We start from the raw sequence: 22364 nt of genomic DNA on the forward strand, positions 1-22364 counted from the left end.
ATCCGTGATGAAGTCAGCAACGAACATTCATTTTCAAAATAGACCACGATCGCCGATATTAATCAAGAACGATCATGCAAGTGATCGCATCCATCACAAAAGGAGAAGTTGAAATGGACCTTCACCTCACCCGTTCCGCCCCCACCCGGCGCCGGCCGGGCCTTCTGCGCCGCCTTTCCCTGATGTTTCCCCTGGCCCGTCAGCGCCACGCGCTCCGCGACCTCGACGATCGTCTTCTGGAGGATATCGGCCTGACCGCGGACGAGGCCCGCGCCGAAGCCGCGCGGCCGGTCTGGGACGTTCCGAAGACATGGCTCAGGTAAATCCGCCCGGCGGCCCGGAAAAACTTGAAATCGAGGGCAGGCTTCCCGATATTCCGCTGGAAGGGGTGGCCCGAAAGGGCCGCCACCAAAGGAAACGCAGCAGGAGGCTTTGATGGCTGATTTTGACACGATCCGCGCTGGCCGGGTGGGGACCGGTGCGCTCGCGATCGACGAAGGGCTTCGCGCCCATATGAACAAGGTCTACGGACTGATGTCCGTGGGCATGGTGCTGACCGCCGCGGCCGCATGGGCCCTTGGCGGACTGACCGTGACGGATACACCCACCGCCTACCAGATCGGGGCCACCCGCTATCTGACCGATGTCGGCTATGCGCTTTATGCCTCGCCGCTCAAGTGGGTGATCATGTTCCTGCCGCTGATCATGGTCTTCGCCTTCGGCGCGATGATCAACCGCATCTCGGCGGCCGGCGCGCAGCTTTTCTTCTACACCTTCGCCGCGGCGATGGGCGTGTCGATCAGCTGGATCTTCGCCGTCTTCACCGGCGTGTCGATCGTTCAGACCTTCCTCATCACCGCGATCGCCTTCGCGGGCCTGTCGCTTTGGGGATACACGACGAAGAAGGACATCTCCGGCTGGGGATCGTTCCTGATCATGGGCGTGATCGGCCTGCTTCTGGCCTCGATCGTGAACATCTTCCTCGCCTCCTCGGCGATGCATTTCGCGATTTCGGCGCTTGGCGTCCTGATCTTCGCGGGCCTCACCGCCTACGACACGCAGAAGATCAAGACCACCTACATCGAGCACGCCCAGCACGGCGATCAGGAGTGGCTGGCGAAGTCGGCGATCATGGGGGCGCTGAACCTCTACCTCGACTTCATCAACATGTTCATGTTCCTGTTGCAGTTCATGGGCAACCGCGAGTGATCGCGGGGAACACCGCAATGACGATGGGCCGGGGATTTCCCCGGCCCTTTTCGTTTGTGCAGCGCCCGCGTCGGATCGCGCCCCCCGCAAAGCAAAAGGCCGCGCAAACGCGCGGCCCCTGATCCTGCGGACGGGCAGATCCTACTTGATCTTGCCTTCCTTGTATTCGACATGCTCACGCTTGACCGGGTCGTACTTCCGCACGACCATCTTTTCGGTCATGGTGCGGGCGTTCTTCTTGGTCACGTAGAAGTGCCCGGTGCCCGCCGTCGAGTTCAGACGGATCTTGATCGTCGTCGGCTTCGCCATTGTCGTTCTCCTGCTTCGGACATGGCACGATCGGCGCAGCCCGCAAATTCCTTGAAGCCCGCCTTTTACGGATGGCAGCGGCAGAGTCAACAGCAAAGCGCGGGTTTTCCGCCGCTTTGCGCGGGCCCCCGATCCGGGCAGGGGCGAAGGTGCGCGGATGGCCTGTAAGCCGGATTCTGTCCGGGGACTTTCGCCCCCTGGATGACCATTCCTCTGGTCCCGCCGTTACCGGCGGGATCAAGCTGCCAACCCGGGCCTCTCGGGCTGAAGCGTCCCTGCGGCGATATCGGTTGCCCGATCAGCCCGCGCGAGGCCCCTATTTGGCATTGCTCCCGGTGGGGCTTGCCGTGCCGTCCCTGTTGCCAGGTCCGCGGTGGGCTCTTGCCCCACCGTTTCACCCTTGCCCGCGCGGACGCGGGCGGTCTCATCTCTGTGGCGCTTTCCCTCGGGTTTCCCCGGCCGGGCGTTACCCGGCACCGTCGCTTCAGGGAGTCCGGACTTTCCTCGTGCCGCCCGAGGGCGACCCGCGGTCATCCAGCCATCCGCGCAAGCAGGGAGTTAGGGGCGCCGGGGCCCGGCGTCAACGGGAAAACGGGCGGCAAGGTCGGCAATCATCGCGCGATCCTCAGGCGCCTCGGGGCCGCTGGCCCAGGGACGAAAGCGCAGGCGGAAGGCCGGAAGGATCACCGCAGCCGGCAGATCGGGATAGCCGAAGGCCCGCGCGCTGGCCAGAAAGTCGGCGCGCGCATCCCCCTGCCCCGGCCAGACCGACAGCCCCTGCAGCGCCAGCCGCCGCCAGTCGAAGCGCGGGCCCGGGTCGCCCTTGCGGTCGGGCGCCATGTCGGAATGGCCGATGACCCGCGCGGGCGGGATCGCCCAGCGCGCCATGACGGCCGCCAGCAGCCGTTCCAGCGCGGACATCTGCGGTTCGGGAAAGGGCGCGTCGCCGGGATTGGCCAGTTCGATCCCGATGGAGCGGGAATTGACATCGCTGACCGCGCCCCAGGCGCCCGCGCCGGCGTGCCAGGCGCGGGCGGCCTCGTCCACCAACTGTTCGGCGGCCCCGTCCGCGGCGATCAGCCAATGGGCGGACACCTCGGCCGCGGGGTCGCAAAGCCGCGCTCGTGCCTCGGCAAGGGTCGGCATCGCGGTGTAGTGCAGGACGACAAGATCGGGCCTGGCCCCGTCGCGGCGCGGGCCGCAGTTGGGCGAGGGACAGGCCGCCACCGCTAGCCGCGGACCTTCTGGAACGGGGTCGGGTCCCAGGTGCAGGCGAAGCCGTCGCCATCGGGGTCGAGGTTCCTGCGGTCGCGCTCCGGTCCGCCGGACTTGAGGAACGCGAGTTGCGCATCCTCGGGCGACTGGTAGCGGGCGCAGGCGCGTTCGTTGCTCGACAGCGCCAGCCCGCCGCGCTTGTAGTAGGGCTGCCCCAGCCGGTTGGGGGCGTTCAGCGCGTAGGAGATCAGGTTGGGGGCCGATGTCTCGGTCCGCTCGGGCAGCGCGGTGGGCGCGATCACCTGGTATTGTGCGCGGTTCTGGGCGATGCGTTCCTTGTCGCTCTCGATCGTTTCGCGCGATGCGACGGCGGAGAAGTCCTGTTCGTCCGAAATGCCGGCGTGACTTTCGGCCGCGGGATCAGCCGCAGCCTCGGCAACCGCAGCATCCGTCGCGCTGGCACCAGGGGCCAGCCCGGACTGGTAGTCGCGCTGATACTCGGCATAGCTCCCCCCCGTCGTCGCGGGCGACGCGCAGGCGCCAAGCAAGGTAAGGGCAGCAAGGGCGGCAGGTAGACGCATTCTGATCCCCGAATAGGTTTCCTGTGGCGCGCTTACCACCATTTGCCCGGCTTGGAAACAAAGCCTGCGGCCTGTTCCAGCGCGTAGGCATGATTCAGCAGATCGCCTTCCTCCCACGGGCGGCCGATCAGCTGAAGGCCCAGCGGAAGGCCCTGCCTGTCCAGCCCCACCGGAACCGCGATGCCGGGTAGCCCGGCCAGGTTCAGCGTCACCGTGAAGACGTCGTTGAGATACATCGCGACCGGGTCGCTGTCCGCGACCTCGCCCAGGCCGAAGGCCGCCGAAGGGGAAATCGGCGCGAGGATGGCGTCGATGCCATCGGCAAAGACCGTCTCGAAGTCGCGCTTGATCAGTGCGCGCACCTTCCGCGCCCGGTTGTAATAGGCATCATAGAAGCCCGCCGACAGCACATAGGTGCCGATCATCACCCGCCGCTGCACCTCGTGGCCGAAGCCCTCGGCGCGGGTCTTCTCGTACATCTCCACGATGCCGTCGCCCTGCGCCAGTTTCGCGCGATGGCCATAGCGTACGCCGTCGTAGCGCGCGAGGTTCGATGACGCCTCGGCCGGGGCGACCACATAATAGGCGGGCAGCGCGTATTTCGTGTGCGGCAGCGTCACGTCGACGATGGTCGCGCCGGCGTCGCGCAACATCGCCGTGCCCTGGTCCCAGATCGCGGCAATCTCGGCGGGCAGGCCCTCGATCCGGTATTCGCGCGGAATGCCGATCTTGCGGCCGCGGATGTCGCCCGTCAGCATCGCCTCGAAGTCCGGGACCGGGATATCGGCGCTGGTGGAATCCTTCGGGTCGTGGCCTGCCATTGCCCCCAGCATGATCGCCGCGTCGCGGACCGACTTCGTCATCGGCCCGGCCTGGTCGAGCGAGGAGGCATAGGCGATCACCCCCCAGCGCGAGCAGCGCCCGTAGGTCGGCTTGATCCCGACGATGCCGGTGAAAGCCGCGGGCTGGCGGATCGATCCGCCGGTGTCGGTTCCGGTCGCGGCAAGGCAAAGATCGGCCGCCACCGCCGCGGCCGAGCCGCCCGACGATCCGCCCGGCGTCAGCGGTGTTGCGTCGCCCGCGCGCCGCCAGGGGTTGACTGCCCGCCCGTAGCAGGAATGTTCGTTCGACGAGCCCATGGCGAACTCGTCCATGTTGAGCTTGCCAAGCATCACCGCGCCCGCGTCCGCAAGGTTCTGGGTGACGGTGGACTCGTACTCGGGTCGGAAGCCCTTCAGCACGTTGGACGCGGCCTGCGACGGCACCCCTTTCGTGCAGTAGACATCCTTGATGCCGACGGGAATGCCGCACATCGCGGGCGCGTCCCCCGCCCGGATGCGCGCATCCGCCGCCCGCGCGCGCTCCAGCGCGATGTCGGGCGTCTTGTGGACGAAGGCGTTGAGCGGGTCGGATGCGTCGATCGCGGTCAGGCAGGCCATGGTCAGATCGACGGCGGTGGCCTCGCCCTTCAGCAGGAGGTCGCGCGCCCCGGCGATGGTCAGTTCGTTCAGCATGGTCATTCCACCACCTTCGGCACGGCAAAGAACCCTTCGCGCGCGTCGGGCGCGTTGGACAGGATACGCTCCGCCATGCCGCCGTCGGTCACCACGTCGGCCCGCCGTTTCAGCCGCATCGGCGTGACCGAGGTCATCGGCTCCACACCCGTCACGTCGACCTCGTTCAACTGCTCCATGAAGGCCAGGACCGCGCTGAGTTCGCCCGCAAGCGCCGGCAGGTCGTCTTCCTTCACCGCGATCCGCGCCAGATGCGCGACCTTGCGCGCGGTGTCGATGTCGATGGACATGGGGTAAACTCCGTCCTTAGATCGGGGCAGGGTTTAACCGCCGGCCGGCCCGCCCGCAAGGGACTAGGGCGGGGCGACACGCAAGGGAGACGCGCATGAACATCATCTGGCTTGGCCATTCCGGGTTCCGCATCGAGATCGAGGGCGCGGTGATCCTCGTCGATCCCTGGCTGAGCGGAAATCCGATGTTTCCCGCCGCACGGCGGGCCGAGGCGATCCGGGGTGCCACCCATCTGCTCATCACCCACGGTCACGGCGACCATACCGGCGACGCGATCGCCATCGCGAAGGAGCTTTCGATCCCTGTCGTCGGCATCTACGACCTGATGAGCTGGTGGGAAGGTGCGCATGGCATCGCCACCGTCGGCTTCAACAAGGGCGGTACCGCTGACCTGAACGGCGCGAAGGTGACGATGGTGAATGCCTGCCATTCCTCCTCGGCGGGCGGAGAGAACGGCCCGGTCTATGCCGGGCACGAATCCGGCTACATGATCGCGGGCGATGGCCATGTCGTCTACGTATCCGGCGACACCGACATTATGGCCGACATGGACTGGATGGGCGAATACCACCGGCCCGACGTCGGCATCCTGTGCGCCGGCGGGTTCTACACCATGGACATGAAGCGCGCGGCATTCGCGGCCCGGAAATACTTCGATTTCCGGACCGTGATCCCCTGCCATTACCGGACCTTCCCCGCGCTCGCGCAGGACGCGGCGGAGCTGAAGGCCGGATTGCCGGGCGTGAACGTGATCGAGCCCGAAGTGCTGGTCCCGATCACGCTCTGACCGCGCCGGCGGTGCCCGACCCTGCCTGGGTCGGCCGCCGGTCACAGCCGGATGTCCCAGTGCCGCGGACTGGGCGGTTCCCATCTGAGCCCCACGTCGCGGCGCAGGTGCGCGGGCAGGTCGTCGGCGGTCACCACGGGCGCCCGGCGGGCCCGCCGGGCCAGCGCGAGGGCCAGCGCCGCCATGACGCGCAGGACGCCGTGACGGTCCAGAAGCGCGCCGAGATCGGCCGAAGGGGACCGGCGGCGGTCGGAATCGAGTTCCAGAATCATCTTCGTCTCCATGGCCGATGCCGGAACGGCAGAGGGCCCAAAGGGTTTGGAAGGGGACCGGACAGGTGCGGAAGGCACGAAGGCCCGCGGCGGAGAAGCCCGGTCAGTTCGGTTGGTGGTGAAGGAAGCCGACCGTCAGGGGGCGGCGTGATCCCGTGTCAGCAGAAATTCGTGCCGATGCCGGGGAGGCGAGACAGGCGCAGGATTCCCGCACGCTGGCGCAGAGCATTGCCGTAGTCAGCCATGTTACGCCCTCCTGTCTCCGGGTTGCGGGGTGTCGGCACAATAGCCGAAAACAGCTTGGGACAAAGTCGCGGATTGTACCAGCGCCGCAAAAGGCATTGTATGTGTCAGTGACGACACAATCGCGCAAAGGGGATGCGTCATTCCCTGCGGCCGGCGAAGAATGCCCGCAGGAGGCGGCCTGCCTCGACCTCGGCGATGCCGTCGTACACCTCGGGGGCGTGGTGGCACTGCGGATGCGAAAAGACCCGCGCGCCGTGGGCGACACCGCCGGACTTGGGGTCAGCCGCGCCGTAGTAGAGCCGCGCGACGCGCGCGAACGAGATGGCGGCGGCGCACATCGGGCAGGGTTCGAGCGTCACGTAAAGATCGTGCCCCGGCAGCCGCTCCGACCCCGCCGCGGCACAGGCCGCACGCAGGGCGAGGATTTCGGCATGCGCCGTGGGGTCGCACAGTTCCCGCGTGCGGTTGCCTTCCGCGGCGACCACGCGGCCGTCCGGCGCGACAACGACCGCGCCAACCGGCACCTCGCCCCGCAGGGCGGCCGCCCGCGCCTCTGACAGCGCCCGGTCCATGTGGCTCAGAAACCCGCTCATGCCTTCCTCTTGCCGCGCGCGATCCTCACGCGCAACCGCTTTCCGTTTGACCGAATCGGCGCTAAGGGGTGCGCTTCGACTCATTCCCGTGCCGAAAGGGCCCCGCATGACCGACGACGCGAAACAGGGCGAACGCATCGCCAAGGTGATGGCCCGGTCAGGGGTCGCCTCCCGCCGGGATGCGGAGCGGATGATCGTGGAAGGCCGGGTCAAGGTGAACGGCAAACCCGTCACCAGCCCAGCGATCGACATCCTGCCCTCCGACAAGGTCACGCTTGACGGCAAGCCCATCGACGCGCCCCAGCCCGCACGTCTCTGGCTTTACTACAAGCCCTTGGGCCTCGTGACCTCGACCAAGGATGAAAAGGGCCGCCAGACCGTGTTCGACACCCTGCCCGAGGGCATGCCGCGGGTGATGAGCGTCGGCCGTCTCGACCTCAATTCGGAGGGGCTCCTGCTGCTGACCAACGACGGCGAGCTGAAGCGGCGGCTGGAGTTGCCGTCGACCGGCTGGCTCCGGAAGTACCGCGTGCGGGTGAACGGGCGCCCGAACGATCTGACCTTCGATCCCCTGCGCCGCGGCGTGACCATCGAGGGCGAGGAATTCCTGCCGATGGAGGTGACGCTCGACAAGCAGCAGGGCGCCAACGCCTGGCTGACGGTGGGCCTGCGCGAGGGCCGGAACCGCGAAATCCGCCGCGCCATGACTGAGGTGAACCTGATCGTGAACCGGCTGATCCGCGTCAGCTATGGCCCGTTCCGCCTGAACCAGATGAAGCCGGGCGAGGTGGTCGAGGTCAAGCGGCGGATCCTGCGCGAGCAGTTGGGGGCGCTTTATGACGGCCTGGCCGGGGCCGAGGGCGAAGGCGCCGCCGGGACCGGGGGACGCGCGGCCGGCGACCGCAGCGAACGCCCCGCCCGCAAGCCCCGCGCCGAGGGCGGCTTCAGCTCCGGCCCCCGCGCCGAGCGGCCCTATGCGCCGCGCAAGCCACGGTCGCAGGACGAGGGCGAGGCGCCGCGCAAACCCCGCTTCGACCGTGAAGGCGGCGGCGACCGGGGCGAGCGTCCCGCGCGCAAGCCCCGCGCCGAGGGCAGCTTCAATTCCGGCCCCCGCGCCGAGCGGCCCTATGCGCCGCGCAAGCCACGGTCGCAGGAAGAGGGTGAGGCGCCGCGCAAGCCGCGCTTCGACCGTGAAGGCGGCGGCGACCGCAGCGAACGCCCCGCCCGCAAGCCCCGCGCCGAGGGCGGCTTCAGCTCCGGCCCCCGCGCCGAGCGGCCCTATGCGCCCCGCAAACCCCGCCCGCAGGGCGAGGGCGAGGCGCCGCGCAAGCCGCGCTTCGACCGTGAAGGCGGCGGCGGCGACCGCAGCGAACGCCCCGCCCGCAAGCCCCGTGCCGAGGGCGGCTTCAGCTCCGGCCCCCGCGCCGAGCGGCCCTACGCGCCGCGCAAGCCCCGGGCGCAGGGCGAGGGCGAGGCGCCGCGCAAGCCGCGCTTCGATCGCGAGGGCGGCGGCGACCGCAGCGAACGCCCCGCCCGCAAACCCCGCGCCGAGGGCGGCTTCGGCTCCGGCCCCCGCGCCGAGCGTCCCTACGCGCCCCGCAAGCCCCGCCCGCAGGGCGAGGGTGAGGCGCCGCGCAAGCCGCGCACACCGCGCAACGACGGGCCGAAGCGCGGGCCGAAGCGCGGGCCGAAAAAGCCGTCCTGAGCACATCAACGGGAGAGCCTTCCAGCAAGGGTATTGGCCACGCGCCTCGGGCGTGGCACTCTGACCGCAAAACGGGGGCAGGTTTGGACGGATCGGTTCGGCGATGGTCGTTGCGCGACGCGGGCGCTGCCGCCGCGATTGTCCTGTCCGGCGTTCTGGCAGGCTGCGACGGAACCGCACCCGCGGGCCTTTCCACCCCGGCCGGCTCGGCCTCCGCCCCGGCCGAACCCGCCACGCCGCCGCTTTCCGCCGAAAGCCTGGCCGCACGTGCCTATTACCAGCGCATCGAAACCGCGGCCCTTGCCCGCGGGCAGTTGCGCACCGATGGCGGCGGGACCGACACCCCGTTCAGCGCCGAGGATCTGGCGCGCAACTTCGAGCGCATCGCCTTTTTCGACGAGTTCCAGCGGCGGGGCGGCCAACTGGTCGCGCAGCAGCGCGAAAGCACGCTGCATCGCTGGCAAGGCTCCGTCCGGGTCGAGGTCGCGTTCGGGGACACGGTTCCGGCTGAACAGCGGGCGCGGGACCGCATGACCATCGCGTCCTATCTTGTCCAACTCAGTGACCTGACCGGACTGCCGATCCGGATGACCGGCTTTGCGCCCAACTTCACCGTCTTCATCCTGAACGAGGAGGAGCGCCGGCAGGCCGGGCGCCTGATCCTGAGCCTCGCTCCGGGAATGGACCCCGAGGCGCTGTCCTCGGCGCTGGAGATGAAGCCCGACACCTACTGCACGATCTTCAGCTTTGCGCCTGCCGGCAGCGCGGTCTATTCCCGCGCGCTGGCCGTGATCCGTGGCGAACTGCCCGAGATCCTGCGCCTTTCCTGCCTGCATGAGGAGATTGCCCAGGGCCTCGGCCTTGTGAACGACAGCCCGCGCGCGCGGCCTTCGATCTTCAATGACAACGACGAATTCGCGACGCTGACGCGACAGGACGAACTGATGCTGCGGATTCTCTACGACCGCCGGCTCGCGCCGGGGATGAGCCTTTCGCAAGCCGCGCCCACCGTGTCGTCGATCGCCGCCGAACTGATGGGCGGCGAGATCATCGCCGCCCTGCCGTGACCGTTCAGCCCTTGCCGATGGGCACCTTGCGCGCCTTGCCGGCCGCATCCGGCGCCAGCTTCGGCACCGTCAGCGTCAGCACACCGTCCTTCAGATGCGCCTCGATCTTTGCGGCATCGGCGTCCGCCGGCAGGCGGAAACTGCGGCTGAAACTGCCGAACTGGCGTTCGCTGAAATACCAGGTCTCGCCCTTTTCCTCGCGCGATGTGCGCTTCTCGCCCTTGACGGTCACCATCCCCTCGTTGGTGGTGATGTCGATGTCCTTTTCCTCCACCCCGGGAAGTTCCATCGCGATGCGATAGACCCTGTCGTCGGACGAGGCTTCGGAGGCAGGTGCCACCCATTCCGCCAACCGCGCGCCGAAGCTGCGGAAGGGCTCGTAGATTGACGGCCAGAACGAGCTGGCAAGCGATTTCTCAACCATCCGGTTCTCCTTTCTCTGGCGTTTCCCGGCTAGGATTGTGGGAAATCGGCGCGGGCGTTTCCATGACATGCGTCAATTTGGACGGCGAGGCGGTTGATGGTAGCGCCAACGCCCGCTAGGAAGGGCCGAACTGACCGGAGGTTTCCATGATCCTGTGCTGCGGAGACGCGCTGATCGACATGCTGCCGCGCGAAAGCCGGGAGGGAGAGGCCGCCTTTGCCCCCTATCCGGGGGGCGCGGTCTTCAACACCGCCATCGCGCTGGGGCGCCTTGGCGCGCCTGCCGGGTTCCTTGCGGGCCTCTCGACGGATCTCTTCGGCGAGATGCTGGCCGGCGCGCTGGCGGCGTCAAGAGTATCGTCCGGGCTTTGCCCAAGGTCCGACCGCCCTACGACGCTGGCCTTCGTGCGGCTGGTGAACGGGCAGGCGAGCTATGCCTTCTACGACGAAGGCACTGCGGGCCGGATGCTTGCGCCCGACGACCTTCCCGAGGTTCCCGCCGAGGTTTCCGCCCTTTTCTTCGGCGGTATCAGCCTGGTGTCGGAGCCCTGCGGGACAGCCTACGAGGCGCTGATGCTGCGCGAGGCAGGCAGGCGGGTGACGATGATCGACCCGAACATCCGCCCCGGCTTCATTCGGGATGAGCGTGCCTATCGCGCGCGGATCGGCCGCATGATCGGCGCCGCCGACATCGTCAAGGTCTCCGACGAGGATCTGCGCTGGATCCTGGGCGCGGGGGCGATCGGCGATCTGGCCGCAAGGCTCCTGTCGCTGGGGCCCCGGATCGTCTTCGTCACCGAAGGCGCCACGGGGGCGCACGCCTTCAGCGCGGCAGGGGCGCAGTTCAGGCCCGCGCGCAAGGTCACGGTCGCCGACACGGTGGGTGCGGGCGATACGTTCAACGCGGGCGTGCTGACCGCGCTGCATGAGGCCGGCGCCCTGTCGCGGGACCGCATCGCCGCCCCCGATCCCGGCCTGATCGAGGCGGCGCTCGACCTCGGGATTGCCGCCGCGGCGGTCACCGTCTCGCGCCCCGGCGCCAACCCGCCCTGGCGGCGGGAGGTTCGCTGATGCGCGCGCTGATCCAGAGAGTGTCGCGCGCCCGCGTGACCGTCGCGGGCCGCATGACCGGAGAGATTGGCGCGGGTCTCCTGATCCTGGTCTGCGCGATGCAGGGCGACACCGAGGCGGAGGCCGAGAGGCTGGCGCAGAAGATCGTCAAGCTGCGGATCTTCAAGGATGCGGCCGACAAGATGAACCTGTCGCTGGCCGACACCGGCGGCGCGGCGCTGGTGGTCAGCCAGTTCACGCTGGGTGCGGACACCTCGCGCGGGAACCGGCCCGGCTTTTCCGCAGCCGCCGCCCCGGCCGAGGGCGAACGGCTTTACACCTTCTTTTCGGATCGGCTGCGCGCGGTTGGCATCAGTGTCGCCAATGGCGAGTTCGGCGCCGACATGGATGTGGAACTGGTCAACCAGGGGCCGGTGACGATCTGGCTCGACACCGCCGCCTAGCAGGCGTTCGCCACGTCGAAGACCCAGTAGAGCCGGCCGCTGCCTTCGTCACGCGCAACGCCGAGCCCCACACGCCGGGCCTTGGACAACAGCAGGATGGTCCGGTGCGGTGGCGACTCCATCCAGGCCTGCACCACCTCGGGGGCGTTGCGCTGCCCCATCGCGATGGCTTCTCCGGTCAGCCGCGCATTGCACCCGGCCTTTTTCATCCGCCGCTTCGGCCCGCCGTTGCCGTCGTGGGTCAGATCGCCCCTTGCCGCCATGTCGCAGGCATGGCCCTGCGCCGCGGCGTCGATCAGACCGTCGCGCGACAGCGCGTCACGCCCCTTGGCCTTGCGATGCGCGTTGACCGCCGAGAGGACGGCCTGAAGCTCTGCCTCGCTCCCGCCCGGAAGCGCGCATTGGCGCGCGGACGCGGCCCCTGCGGAGAGGAGCAGGACAGTGCAGAGGATAGTCAGCCGGTGCATGGTCGACTCCGCCAGGGAACTCGCGCAAGGCTAGGGTGGAACCGCGTCGACCTCAACCCTGCGGTGTCATCGATTGGCGTTGCCGCGCGCGTTCCAGCCCAAGCTGGCGTTCGCGCCAGATGATGAGAATGCCGGCGGTGACAACGATGCTGGCGCCGGCCAGGACGACCAGCGTCGGCACCTCGGCGAAAAAGAACCAGCCGACCGCGATTGCCAGGATCATCGAGGCATATTCGAACGGTGCGACGACCGAGGCATGGGCATGGCGGTAGGAGGAGGTGAGGAACACCTGTCCAACCCCGCCCATCAGCCCGGCGAGGATCAGCCGCACCGCCTGCCCGGCATCGGGAATGACCCAGCCGAACGGCAGGGTGATGAGCGAGATCACGGTGGCCGTCAGCGAGAAGTAGAAGACGATCGCCGTCACCCGCTCGCCCACCACGAGCTTGCGGACGAAGACCTGCGCCAATGCGGAGAATACCGCGCCGGTGAGGGTCAGGATCGCGCCCAGCGCCTCGGCATTGCCGAGGTCGCCCGCGGAGAGGCCCGACAGGCGCGGCGACAGGATGATGAGGACACCGATCATCCCCATCGCCACGGTCGCGATGCGGAACAGCCGGACCTCCTCGCCCAGGAACATCGCGGCGAAGATCACCGTCAGCAGGGGTGCGGCATATCCGATCGCCGTCACCTCGGGCAGCGGCAGCAGCGCCAGCGCGGCAAAGCCGAGGCCCATCGCGGTCGTTCCGCAGAGGCCGCGCCAGACATGGCCCAGCGGATTGCGCGTATAAAGTCCCTCGCGCAACTGCCCGCGCCAGATCAGCCAGACGACGATGACGGGGATGGCGAAGGCCGAGCGGAAGAACACCACCTCTCCCGCCGGCACCGCGCCGCCGATGGACTTTATCACCGACGACATCGCCATGAAGACAACGACGGAACATATCTTGAGCGTGATGCCGAGAAGGGGGTTCATGCGACGGACCTCTGCCCGCCACAAAAGAAGCAGCGGCGGGGAAAGGCAAGACCCGACCGGCCGTTTGCGGGCGATGCACCCGGCCCGCCGGGCGAGTGCCCCCTACGCCCGCCCCCTCGCGCCGGCCCCCTTACTCGGGGCGGACGCGTGCGGCGGTCTTGTTGGCAAAGGCTTCCAGCCGCCCGCGCGAGGCGGGCTGGGTATTGACGATGCCGGCCACCACCGCTTCGGCGTAGGCGGCGTCGAGCGCGGACATGTTCTGCATGTGGCTGATGGCGGAACAGATGGCGAAGTTCGACAGCGGCGGGTTTTCCGCCGCCGCGCGGGCAAGGTCCAGCGCCTTCGCCTCGGAATCCTCGACAAGATACTGGCAAAGGCCGACCGCCACCGCCTCGTCGCCCTTGTAGACGCGGCCGGTCAGCATCATGTCGATCATCCGCGCCTTGCCGACAAGGTCCGCGACCCGGATCGTCGCGCCACCACCGGTGAACAGGCCCCTCTGGCCCTCTGGCAAGGCAAAATAGGTGCTGGCATCGGCGACGCGCACATGTGCGGCCGAGGCAAGTTCCAGCCCGCCGCCCACCACCGCGCCCTTCAGCGCGGCGATGATCGGGATGCCGCCGTATTCCATCTTGTTAAACGCCTCGTGCCAGCGCAGGCAGATATGCATGAACTCCGCCGGGGTGCGATCCTCGCGGTGATGCTCGACAAGGTCGAGCCCGGCGCAGAAGTGCGGCCCCTCGGCCCGCAGGACGACGGCCCGCACGCCGGTCCTGGGCAGCAGGCCGAAAAGCGCCACCATCTCCTCGACCGTCGCCGCGTCGAGCGCGTTGCGCTTGGCCGGACGGTTCAGGCTGACAGTCGCAATCCCGGCATCGTCCACCGTGACCCTGAGGTTCTTCAGATCCAGATCGTCGATCGCTTGCATCGCATACTCTCCTCCCGGGCGCCTGCGCACCCTGCCAGAAGCGATCCGCCGCGATCAATCTCGGCCGCCGTCTGACGCTGCGTCATGGCGCGCTGGCGCAGGTCCGCCGCCCGGACGCCCCCTCACTCCGGCAGTTCGAGCCCTTCGGTCGCCCGTGCCAGATCGGCGCGACACCGGGCGATGATGAAGTCGGTGAAGACCCGGATCTTCGGATCGCGCAAGCGCCGGTGCTGGGTCAGGCAGGTCAGCTGCACCGGCAAGGGCGGCGTCGCCCGCGCCACCGGCACCAGATGCCCGCTGCGCAGGTGTTCGGCCACCTCGAAGATCGGTTTCAGGATGATCCCCCGCCCGTCCAGCGCCCAGCCGGTCAGAACGTCGCCGTCGTCGGTCTCGAACGGGCCCGACACCTCGAACCGGCGCGGACCTTCGCGTGTGATCAGCGTCCACTGGAATTCCCGCGCGCCCGGAAAACGCAGGTTCAGGCAGGCGTGCCCGTCGCGGATCAGCGCCTCTCCGTCCGCGGGGCTGCCCCGGCGCACGATGTAGGACGGCGCGGCGCACAGGATGCGCGGGCAATCCGCCACCAGCCGCATCTTCAGCGTGCTGTCCTCCAGCAGGCCGAGGTGAAAGGCCATGTCGAGCCCTTCGCCGATCACGTCGATGGTGCGGTCCGACAGGCGCAGCCGCACGTCGATCTGGGGGTATTCGTCCTTGAAGGCCGGCACATGCGGGGCGATGAAGCGGCGCCCGACGCCCAGGGGGGCCGCCACGAAGATCGTGCCGCGCAGGTTCTGGGTCGACGTCATGACCGCCGCCTCCGCCTCGTCGATCGCATCCAGAACCCGCCGCGCGCCGTCATAGAAGAGCCGTCCGTTCTCGGTCGGCTTCAGCCGCCGTGTCGTGCGGTTGAAGAGCCGGATGCCAAGGTGCTTTTCAAGGTCCGCGATCCGGGCCGACGCGACGGCGGGCGACGTTCGCTGGTCCCGCGCGGCGGCACTCATGTTGCCAAGCTCGAAGACCCGCACGAACATTTTCAGGTTGTTGACGTAGGACATAGCGCCCCTCCCGCCGCATTCTTTGCCTATGGTTGAAAGTTCTGCGACATTCCAAGGATTATCAGGAAGATCGCTTTCGGTATAGCGTAAAGCGAAACGCCGCGGAGGGACCTGGCATGTACGACTTCATCGTCTTGGGCGACTGGCTCGAATTCGCGGTGCGCTGGCTGCACGTCATCACCGCCATCGCCTGGATCGGGTCCAGCTTCTACTTCATCGCGCTTGACCTTGGCCTGCACCGCGACCGCAACCTTGCCAGCGGCGCCGACGGCGAGGAATGGCAGGTCCACGGCGGCGGATTCTACCACATCCAGAAATACCTGGTCGCGCCGGACCAGATGCCGGGCGACCTGATTTGGTTCAAGTGGGAAAGCTACGCGACCTGGCTGTCGGGTTTCGCGCTGCTTTGCCTTGTCTACTACCTCGGCGCCGACCTTTACCTTGTCGATCCCAATGTGGCCGACATCGCCGTCTGGCAGGCGATCGGCCTGTCGGTCGGCTCGCTTGCCCTCGGCTGGCTCCTCTACGACACGCTCTGCAAGTCGCCGCTGGGCGAGAACCCGACCACGCTGATGGTGCTGCTCTACCTCATCCTGGTCGCGCTGGCCTGGTTCTACACGCAGGTCTTCACCGGGCGCGCGGCGCTTCTGCATCTGGGCGCCATCACCGCGACGATCATGTCCGCGAACGTGTTCATGGTCATCATCCCGAACCAGAAGATCGTCGTCGCCGACCTGATCGCAGGCCGCACCCCGGATCCGAAGTACGGCAAGATCGCCAAGCTGCGGTCGACCCACAACAACTACCTGACGCTGCCCGTCATCTTCATGATGCTGTCGAACCACTATCCGCTGGCCTTCGCCACCGACTACAACTGGATCATCGCCAGCCTGGTGTTCCTGATGGGTGTCACGATCCGGCACTGGTTCAACACCCGCCACGCCCGCAAGGGCAGCCCGACCTGGACCTGGGCGGCGACGGTGGTGCTGTTCCTGATCGTCGCCTGGCTTTCGACGGCGCCGATGTTCCGCGCCGAGGACACGGAGCAGGTGCAACTGACCCCCGCGGGCCAGAAATACGCCGCGGCCGGCGAGTTCGAGGAGGTCACGGACATCGTCCTTGGCCGCTGCTCGATGTGCCACGCGGCCGAACCGGGCTACGACGGCATCCCTTGGGCGCCGAAGGGCGTTCTTCTCGACAGCCCTGAACATATCGCCAACTGGGCGCGGGAAATCTACCTTCAGGCTGGGGTAAGCCACGCCATGCCGCCCGCCAACGTGTCCTTCATCGAGCCGGAGGAGCGGGCAAAGATCGTCAGCTGGTTCAAGGGCGCGGCGGGCTGAGGGTGAGGCCGGCGGAGGCCGGCGGAGGCCGCGCCAGATCGCGCCAGATCGCGCCAGATCGCTCAAACGAAAAGGCCAGGGGCACCACCCCTGGCCTTTCCCGTTCATGCAACCCGGATCAGAACGCGGACAGGACCGTCGAGGACAGGACCGCGTGGCTGGGGTTCAGGATGGAATCCGCGACGCTGTTGAGCGGGACCTTGCTCGCGTTCGCGCCGAAGGGAATGGTGAAGCCCAGCCGGATCGTGTCGATCGACCCGTCCCCGCCGCCCAGATCGGCCTCGGTCCGCGCCAGTTCGAGCGAGGCGATGCCGCCGAAGGATGTCGCAGCGGAGAAGTCGTAGCTGACGCCCAGTCCCATCGTGGTGATGTCGAGATCGGCCAGGTCGACCGACGTGCGGCTGACGCCTGCGAAGGCGGCCCACTGTTCGCTGAAGGCATAGCTGCCGGCCACGCCGATCATGTCCAGATCGACCGAAGTCCCGCCCGCAGACAGGTTGGTGCGGCCGAAGTTGCCGCCCAACAGGAACTGCTCGCTCGCGTTGTAGCGGAAGGTCAGGCCGTAGTCCTCTGCATCGATACCCGACAGGAGGTCGCTGCTCTTGTCGCCGTAGTAGCCGCCGAACTCCATCCCCGCGGTTTCGTAGCTGGCGCTGAGGCCGTAGGAGCGGGCCGACACGTCGCCGGGCACGCCGTCGATGCTGATCGAGGCGTCTTCCCAGTAGGCGCCAACGGCAAAGCCGTTGCCGAAGGCGTAGTCGAGCCCGAGACCGAAGAGATCGCCGGTCACGTCACCCGAGACCCCGTCAAGCGACCCGTCGATCCGGTCGAACCGGGCGCCAAAGCTGAACCCGTTGCCGAAACCGACATCGAGACGCCCGTCGAAGGTGCGCGTGGTGATGTCCTGGTCCACGTCGGAAACGTCGGAATCACCATAGCCCAACGTCACCGCGCCCGAAAAATCCTGGGCGTGGGAAATCGCCGGAAGCGCCGCAAGCAATGCGGCGGCCACAGATGTTGCGTAGGTCATGGTCCTGCCTCTTCTGGTTTTCGGCCCCGCCCACCCTCCGTGCGCGGATGCCTTGATCGGGGCCTCTTTTCGGCCCTCGGACTGCTGATGCGGGAAAGGCTACGCCCTTCGTCAGGCCGTCACAACACGGCGCGTTAACTTTTCGTTAACCATTTTGGCCTGTGGCAGTTAGGCCACAACCCCTTGAATCGAATAGAGTTGGCATTTCCGCGCCCGGCGCTTGCCGGGAGCGGACAGATCCTGACCGCTCTCGGGGCGGCTTGCAGTTAGCCGGTGAAGGGCCGCACCGCGCTTCAGGCCGGGCGCCGCACCAGATACGGAAACCAGTCCTCCCGCAGCCGCTCGCCCGGTTGCATGTCGTGCCCCGGGAAGGGCGGAGAGGTCCGGCCCGGCCGTTCCACGTAACGCGCATCCTCGCCCACGAGCCGCAGCGAAAAGGCGCGCCGGCGCGTCGCGGCGGTGTTTCCGCGCGCCCCGTGCAGGGTCTGGTAGTCGAAGGCGACCGCGTCGCCCGGCTCCATCGCCCATTCGCGGATGTCCATGCCTTCAGCGTCGGGGTCCGGCACCGGCATGTAGGCCTCGGGGTCGGCGTAGAAGTTCGTGTCGGCCAGCCAGCGCTTGGGCAGCACCTCCTTCGGCCAGCGGTGCGACCCCGCGACGCAGCGCAGCGTCGCCTCCGTCACCGGATCGACCGGCGACCAGAAGCTGATCGTCTGGCTGCCCTTGACGAAGTAGTAGGGCCCGTCCTGGTGCCAGGGCGTCGGCTTCGACGTACCGGGTTCCTTGACCAGGACGTGGTCGTGGAAGACCTGCACCGTCGGCGACCGCATCAGCCGCGCCGCCACCTCTGCCACGTCCGATTTCTCGATCACCTCGCGGAATTCCGGTATCCGGGTCCAGTTGCAGTAATCGTCGAAGAACCGCCCGCCCTCGCCGGGCTTGAGGTTTTCGGCCGCGTAGGGTCCGGGCTCGTCCATGTTGCGCTCGATCCCCGCCCGGATCGTCTCGACCCAGTCCTTCCACAAGCCCTTCACCAGCACGACGCCGTCGCGCTGAAAGGTCTCGACCATGTCATCCGTTACCTGTGCCATTCGGCTCCTCCTGTCGCTTGCGCGCAGACTGGTGGAAGGGCATCATAGATTCAAATAATATATATCAATGCAGGCCATAGCCCAGTGTTATCAATCACCCTGCGTCAACTCGAATATGCGGTGGCTGTCGCGCGCACCGGCGGCGTCACCGCTGCGGCCGAAACGCTCAACGTTTCCCAGCCTGCGCTGTCGGTCGCGCTGTCCCAGCTTGAAGCACAGCTGGGACAGCCGCTGTTCCTGCGCCGCGCCGGTTCCGCGGTGACGCCGACGGCCTATGGCCGCAGCTTCGTCGACGAGGCGGAGCGTCTTCTCCTCGGCATCGCGAACCTGACCCGCGGCACCGGCGCGCCGAGTCCCGTCACCCTTGGCTGCTTCGAGGATCTCGCGCCCATGGTGCTTGCGCCGCTGCTCGCGCGGATCGGCGCGGCGCTGCCGGGTCTTGCCATCACCCCTCGGGTCGGCAGCTTCGAGCGTCTGGCCGAGGACCTGTCACGCGGACGGATCGACCTTGCGCTCAGCTATGACCTCGGCTTTGACGAGCGCTTCGAGCGTGAAGAGATCGCGCGGTTGACACCCCACGCGGTGCTTTCGCCCGACCATCCGCTCGCCCTCGCGCCGGGCCTGAGGCTGGCCGACCTTGCCGATCAGCCGCTCGTCCTGGCCGATCAGGGGCCGAGCCTGGGGCACATGCAGGCGCTGTTCAGCCGCGCGGGGCTCATGCCGCGGATCGCGCATCGCACCCACTCGCTGGAAACGATGCGCAGCTTTGCCGCGAACGGCCTGGGCATCGGGCTCAGCTACACCCACCCCGCTCCGGGCCAAAGCTACGATGGCCGCCCCCTCGTCACCCGCCCCGTCACCGATACCGGCGCAGGGGAACCCATCGTTCTCGTGCGCCTTGCCGGAATGGCCAGCGCTTCTTCTACCAAGCGGGTTTCGGATTTCATCCGCAAGACCGCCCTGCCGTTCTGACCATTGGAGCGGCGGTCAGTAGCGGGTCGTCATCCGGTGCCCGCGCTCATAGGACAGGCGCACAAGGGTCAGCGCCGCGCCCGCCCACCAGGTCGTGCGTTCGACGGTAAAGACCGGCTCGCCGGGCTCCAACCCCAGGGCTGCGGCAACGCCCGGCGTCGCGGCACAGGCCAGAAAGCTGATCTCCACCTCGGAATAGGGCACCGCCTCCACCAACCATTCGTTCGGGCCGCGGGTCTGGAAATCGGCCGTTTCCGCCTGTGGCAGCGCGACCAGGCTGATCCAGCGATCCTCGTACTGATAGGGCACGCCATCGGCCGAATGCAGGCAGGTCAGATGCAGGGCGCGGCTGTCCGCGCGCAGCGCCAGCCGCGCGCAAAGCCAGGGCGGCGCCGCCTGAACCTCGCGCGAAAGAAGCGCATAGCGGTACTTCGCCCCCGCCCCCGTGATCTCGGCCCGGACCAGCGGGATCTCGAACCGGGCCTGACGCAGCGGCGTCATCCGCACCCGCGTTCCCGCCTTGCGCTTGCGGTCGACTAGGCCCTCCTCGGTCAGTTCGCGCATCGCGCGGTTGACCGTGGCGCGGGCGCAGCCGAACTCCTCGGCCAGTTCGACCTCTCCGGGCACGAGGTCGCCCGGCGCCCAGACGCGCTGTTCGATACGGCGGCGGATCTCGGCCTTCACGTCACGGAAGGATATCTTCTCGCCCCCGGCAGCGACGGGGATCGGTCGGGAGGGTTGGGCGTCGGTCATGGCATGGTTGTCGCTGGCTTTTTGCCTGAAGTTATGTTCCATTTGTATAGGTCTATCACGGACCGAGGCGCAAATGCGGATATTCCCCCCCGACGGATACGTGACCCAGCCATGGAAGAACGGGGGCGGCGTCACGCATGAAATCGCGCGCGAGGAATCGGATGGCGCGCTGCTCTGGCGTCTGTCGATCGCCGAGGTGACCTCGGATGGCCCGTTCTCGTCCTTTCCGGGCCTGGCCCGCATCCTGACCGTGATCGAGGGGGCCGGGCTGCACCTTCACACGCCCGAAGGCCGGATCGACGCGCTGCCGCTCGCGCCGGTGGGTTTCTGCGGCGACACGCCGGTCGACTGCAAGCGAATCGCCGGCGCGGTCCATGACTTCAACGTCATCTACAACCCCGCCCGCCTTTCCGCCCGTGTCGGACGGCCCGCGACAGGGATCACCGACTGCCTTCAGGGACCGGGCCGGTTCTACGCCTGTCTTGCCCTGTCCACCGGCGTTTCGGTCGATGGCGTCACCGTTCCGCGCTGCGGCCTGGCCGAATTCGACCATGGCCGCGTTCAGTGCCCTGCGGGGGTCGCGGCGCTGCTGGTCCGGTTCGCCCCGCCGCTCTGACCCGGCCTTAAAGCGAGGAGAGGAGCGCACCGACCGCCTGCCGGTAGCGTGCGGCGATGCGGTCGCGGGCGATGTGCCGGCGCTCGCGCACCTTGTGCCGCCCCGCCGCCCAGACATCCGTCACCACCGCATCCGGCGCGGCAAAGCAGAGCCCGTCAAGGATCTGGTCCTCCGACAGCGCGCAAAGCGCGGGATGGTCCGCGTCGATCGCCACCAGATCGGCCAGCCGGCCCGGCGCGATCTCGCCCGCATCGCGGCCAAGCGCCTGTGCGCCCCCCCGCGCCGCGCCGGTATAGAGGAACCCGCCCACCGAGCCTTCGCCCGGCACCAGCACGTTGCGGGCTAGGTCGCGCAGACGTTGGGAGTATTCGAGCGTCCGAAGTTCCTCGGTCAGCGAGATGCGGACGTTCGAGTCGGACCCAAGGCCGAAGGCGCCCCCGGCGGCGATCCACCCCGGACCGTTGAAGGGGCCATCGCCCAGGTTCGCCTCGGTGATCGGGCACAGTCCCGCGACGGCCCCCGACCGCGCGAGCGCCTCGGTTTCGGCGTCGGTCATGTGGGTCGCGTGGATCGGGCACCAGCGGCCATCGACCGGCGCGTTCGCGATGAGCCATTCGACAGGGCGCGCGCCCAGCCAGGCGGAGATGTCGGCCACCTCCTTCGGCTGTTCGGCGACATGGATGTGGACGGGAGCCCGCGCCGCAAGCGGCAGCGCCTCGGCCAGATCCTCCGGGCAGGTCGCGCGGAGCGAATGCGGCGCGATCCCAACCAAGGTGTCACCCGGCAGCGCCCGTGCCGCGGCGCGCGCGGCCTCCATGAGTCGGGCAAAGCCGGGCACATCGTTGCCAAAGCGCAACTGCCCCCCGGCCAGCGGCACCTTGCCAGCGCCGCCGTAGCTGTAGAGCACGGGCAGATGGGTCAGCCCGATCCCGGTTTCCGCCGCCGCCGCCATGATCCGCACGGACATCTCGGCCACGTCGTCATAGGGCGCGCCGCCGGGCCGGTGGTGGACATAGTGGAACTCCCCCACCGCCGCATAGCCCGCCTCCAGCATCTCGACCTGCACCTGCGCGGCGATCGCCTCCACCTGCTCCGGCGTCAGCCGGTCGAGGAAGCGGTACATGAGGTCGCGCCAGGTCCAGAAGCTTTCTCGCCCGGCCGCGCGATATTCGGTCATGCCCGCCATCGCCCGCTGGAAGGCGTGGGAATGCAGGTTTGACAGCGCCGGCAGCAGCGTGTCTACCGTGGCGTCGCCCGCGGCCGGGGCCTGCCCCGCCGCAACCGCGGCGATCCGCCCCTGATCGACCGTCACCCGCACATTCCCCGCCCAGCCCGAAGGCAGGAGCGCCCGCTTCGCGAAGATCATCGCTTGCTCCATTATGTATAGACATATATGCTATAGCCGCA

At 68.0% G+C, this 22364-nt stretch carries 26 protein-coding genes and 1 other RNA gene; 10 read left to right on the forward strand and 17 right to left on the reverse strand.

Annotation, left to right across the window (positions count from 1 at the left end; genetic code table 11):
• The first annotated feature begins 113 nt into the window (after window positions 1-113).
• On the forward strand, window positions 114-323 hold the full coding sequence (locus N5I32_RS09765) for a YjiS-like domain-containing protein (protein WP_261495298.1): 210 nt from the start codon (window positions 114-116) through the stop codon (window positions 321-323).
• Between the two features lie 112 nt (window positions 324-435).
• Window positions 436-1209, forward strand: coding sequence for a Bax inhibitor-1/YccA family protein (locus N5I32_RS09770; protein ID WP_261495300.1), 774 nt, complete (start codon window positions 436-438; stop codon window positions 1207-1209).
• A 141-nt stretch (window positions 1210-1350) separates the two neighbouring features.
• On the opposite strand, the gene rpmG is transcribed toward N5I32_RS09770, so the two are convergent.
• From rpmG to gatC, 6 genes are all read right to left on the reverse strand, one after another.
• A complete protein-coding gene (gene rpmG / locus N5I32_RS09775) occupies window positions 1351-1518 on the reverse strand; it encodes a 50S ribosomal protein L33 (protein ID WP_017928995.1) in 168 nt (55 codons plus the stop codon).
• A 149-nt stretch (window positions 1519-1667) separates the two neighbouring features.
• Window positions 1668-2064, reverse strand: an RNA gene (gene rnpB / locus N5I32_RS09780) — RNase P RNA component class A.
• A 12-nt stretch (window positions 2065-2076) separates the two neighbouring features.
• A complete protein-coding gene (locus tag N5I32_RS09785) occupies window positions 2077-2745 on the reverse strand; it encodes an N-acetylmuramoyl-L-alanine amidase (protein ID WP_261495302.1) in 669 nt (222 codons plus the stop codon).
• Window positions 2746-2747: 2 nt separating this feature from the next.
• Window positions 2748-3314: a hypothetical protein gene (locus N5I32_RS09790; RefSeq protein ID WP_261495304.1), complete on the reverse strand. Its 567-nt coding sequence runs from the start codon at window positions 3312-3314 to the stop codon at window positions 2748-2750.
• Between the two features lie 32 nt (window positions 3315-3346).
• Complete coding sequence (gatA, locus tag N5I32_RS09795; RefSeq protein ID WP_261495308.1) at window positions 3347-4834, reverse strand: Asp-tRNA(Asn)/Glu-tRNA(Gln) amidotransferase subunit GatA; 1488 nt, start codon at window positions 4832-4834, stop codon at window positions 3347-3349.
• Entirely contained in the window at window positions 4831-5118 is a 288-nt protein-coding gene (gene gatC, locus N5I32_RS09800; RefSeq protein ID WP_261495310.1) for an Asp-tRNA(Asn)/Glu-tRNA(Gln) amidotransferase subunit GatC, read from the reverse strand. The genes gatA and gatC overlap by 4 nt, the downstream gene beginning before the upstream one ends.
• Before the next feature lie 95 nt (window positions 5119-5213).
• Here gatC and N5I32_RS09805 point away from each other — a divergent pair, with 95 nt between their 5' ends.
• Window positions 5214-5906, forward strand: coding sequence for a metal-dependent hydrolase (locus tag N5I32_RS09805; RefSeq protein WP_261495311.1), 693 nt, complete (start codon window positions 5214-5216; stop codon window positions 5904-5906).
• Between the two features lie 41 nt (window positions 5907-5947).
• Here N5I32_RS09805 and N5I32_RS09810 read toward each other — a convergent pair whose 3' ends face one another.
• Together N5I32_RS09810 and N5I32_RS09815 are read right to left on the reverse strand one after the other, a co-directional pair.
• Window positions 5948-6178: a hypothetical protein gene (locus N5I32_RS09810; protein WP_261495313.1), complete on the reverse strand. Its 231-nt coding sequence runs from the start codon at window positions 6176-6178 to the stop codon at window positions 5948-5950.
• A gap of 383 nt (window positions 6179-6561) precedes the next feature.
• On the reverse strand, window positions 6562-7017 hold the full coding sequence (locus N5I32_RS09815; RefSeq protein WP_261495315.1) for a nucleoside deaminase: 456 nt from the start codon (window positions 7015-7017) through the stop codon (window positions 6562-6564).
• Window positions 7018-7123: 106 nt separating this feature from the next.
• Here N5I32_RS09815 and N5I32_RS09820 point away from each other — a divergent pair, with 106 nt between their 5' ends.
• Together N5I32_RS09820 and N5I32_RS09825 are read left to right on the forward strand one after the other, a co-directional pair.
• The gene (locus N5I32_RS09820) at window positions 7124-8722 is read left to right on the forward strand and encodes a pseudouridine synthase (RefSeq protein WP_261495316.1); all 1599 of its coding nucleotides are present in this window, start codon (window positions 7124-7126) and stop codon (window positions 8720-8722) included.
• A gap of 110 nt (window positions 8723-8832) precedes the next feature.
• Window positions 8833-9789, forward strand: coding sequence for a DUF2927 domain-containing protein (locus tag N5I32_RS09825; RefSeq protein WP_261495317.1), 957 nt, complete (start codon window positions 8833-8835; stop codon window positions 9787-9789).
• A gap of 4 nt (window positions 9790-9793) precedes the next feature.
• On the opposite strand, the gene N5I32_RS09830 is transcribed toward N5I32_RS09825, so the two are convergent.
• Entirely contained in the window at window positions 9794-10213 is a 420-nt protein-coding gene (locus N5I32_RS09830) for an Hsp20/alpha crystallin family protein (RefSeq protein WP_261495318.1), read from the reverse strand.
• A gap of 146 nt (window positions 10214-10359) precedes the next feature.
• Here N5I32_RS09830 and N5I32_RS09835 point away from each other — a divergent pair, with 146 nt between their 5' ends.
• Window positions 10360-11283 carry a carbohydrate kinase family protein gene (locus tag N5I32_RS09835; protein WP_261495319.1) on the forward strand — a complete coding sequence of 308 codons (924 nt, stop codon included), beginning with the start codon at window positions 10360-10362 and terminating at the stop codon, window positions 11281-11283.
• Window positions 11283-11726 (forward strand): D-aminoacyl-tRNA deacylase, encoded by a 444-nt coding sequence (gene dtd, locus N5I32_RS09840; RefSeq protein ID WP_261495320.1) that lies wholly within the window; start codon window positions 11283-11285, stop codon window positions 11724-11726. The genes N5I32_RS09835 and dtd overlap by 1 nt, the downstream gene beginning before the upstream one ends.
• Here the strand turns inward: dtd and N5I32_RS09845 are convergent.
• The 4 genes from N5I32_RS09845 to N5I32_RS09860 all read right to left on the reverse strand — a co-directional run bounded on the left by N5I32_RS09845 (window position 11723) and on the right by N5I32_RS09860 (window position 15152).
• Window positions 11723-12193, reverse strand: coding sequence for a CAP domain-containing protein (locus tag N5I32_RS09845; protein WP_261495321.1), 471 nt, complete (start codon window positions 12191-12193; stop codon window positions 11723-11725). The genes dtd and N5I32_RS09845 overlap by 4 nt on opposite strands.
• Window positions 12194-12245: 52 nt before the next feature.
• The gene (locus N5I32_RS09850) at window positions 12246-13169 is read right to left on the reverse strand and encodes a DMT family transporter (protein WP_261495323.1); all 924 of its coding nucleotides are present in this window, start codon (window positions 13167-13169) and stop codon (window positions 12246-12248) included.
• A 130-nt stretch (window positions 13170-13299) separates the two neighbouring features.
• On the reverse strand, window positions 13300-14097 hold the full coding sequence (locus N5I32_RS09855) for a crotonase/enoyl-CoA hydratase family protein (RefSeq protein WP_261495324.1): 798 nt from the start codon (window positions 14095-14097) through the stop codon (window positions 13300-13302).
• 122 nt (window positions 14098-14219) lie between these two features.
• A complete protein-coding gene (locus tag N5I32_RS09860) occupies window positions 14220-15152 on the reverse strand; it encodes a LysR family transcriptional regulator (protein WP_261495325.1) in 933 nt (310 codons plus the stop codon).
• Between the two features lie 116 nt (window positions 15153-15268).
• Between N5I32_RS09860 and N5I32_RS09865 the strand changes: the two genes are divergently transcribed.
• Window positions 15269-16495, forward strand: coding sequence for a urate hydroxylase PuuD (locus tag N5I32_RS09865; RefSeq protein WP_261495326.1), 1227 nt, complete (start codon window positions 15269-15271; stop codon window positions 16493-16495).
• Between the two features lie 118 nt (window positions 16496-16613).
• Here N5I32_RS09865 and N5I32_RS09870 read toward each other — a convergent pair whose 3' ends face one another.
• On the reverse strand, window positions 16614-17525 hold the full coding sequence (locus N5I32_RS09870) for a porin (RefSeq protein ID WP_261495328.1): 912 nt from the start codon (window positions 17523-17525) through the stop codon (window positions 16614-16616).
• A 293-nt stretch (window positions 17526-17818) separates the two neighbouring features.
• Window positions 17819-18616 carry a phytanoyl-CoA dioxygenase family protein gene (locus N5I32_RS09875; RefSeq protein WP_261495330.1) on the reverse strand — a complete coding sequence of 266 codons (798 nt, stop codon included), beginning with the start codon at window positions 18614-18616 and terminating at the stop codon, window positions 17819-17821.
• An 84-nt stretch (window positions 18617-18700) separates the two neighbouring features.
• Here N5I32_RS09875 and N5I32_RS09880 point away from each other — a divergent pair, with 84 nt between their 5' ends.
• Window positions 18701-19588: a LysR family transcriptional regulator gene (locus N5I32_RS09880; protein ID WP_261495333.1), complete on the forward strand. Its 888-nt coding sequence runs from the start codon at window positions 18701-18703 to the stop codon at window positions 19586-19588.
• A 15-nt stretch (window positions 19589-19603) separates the two neighbouring features.
• Here N5I32_RS09880 and hutC read toward each other — a convergent pair whose 3' ends face one another.
• Entirely contained in the window at window positions 19604-20341 is a 738-nt protein-coding gene (gene hutC / locus N5I32_RS09885; protein WP_261495334.1) for a histidine utilization transcriptional repressor HutC, read from the reverse strand.
• 73 nt (window positions 20342-20414) lie between these two features.
• Here hutC and N5I32_RS09890 point away from each other — a divergent pair, with 73 nt between their 5' ends.
• Window positions 20415-20957 carry a HutD/Ves family protein gene (locus tag N5I32_RS09890; protein ID WP_261495335.1) on the forward strand — a complete coding sequence of 181 codons (543 nt, stop codon included), beginning with the start codon at window positions 20415-20417 and terminating at the stop codon, window positions 20955-20957.
• Between the two features lie 7 nt (window positions 20958-20964).
• Here N5I32_RS09890 and N5I32_RS09895 read toward each other — a convergent pair whose 3' ends face one another.
• Entirely contained in the window at window positions 20965-22323 is a 1359-nt protein-coding gene (locus tag N5I32_RS09895; protein ID WP_261495336.1) for a formimidoylglutamate deiminase, read from the reverse strand.
• Between the last annotated feature and the right edge of the window lie 41 nt (window positions 22324-22364).

The sequence above is a fragment of the Albidovulum sediminis genome (assembly GCF_025380365.1).
GTDB lineage: Bacteria > Pseudomonadota > Alphaproteobacteria > Rhodobacterales > Rhodobacteraceae > Albidovulum > Albidovulum sediminis.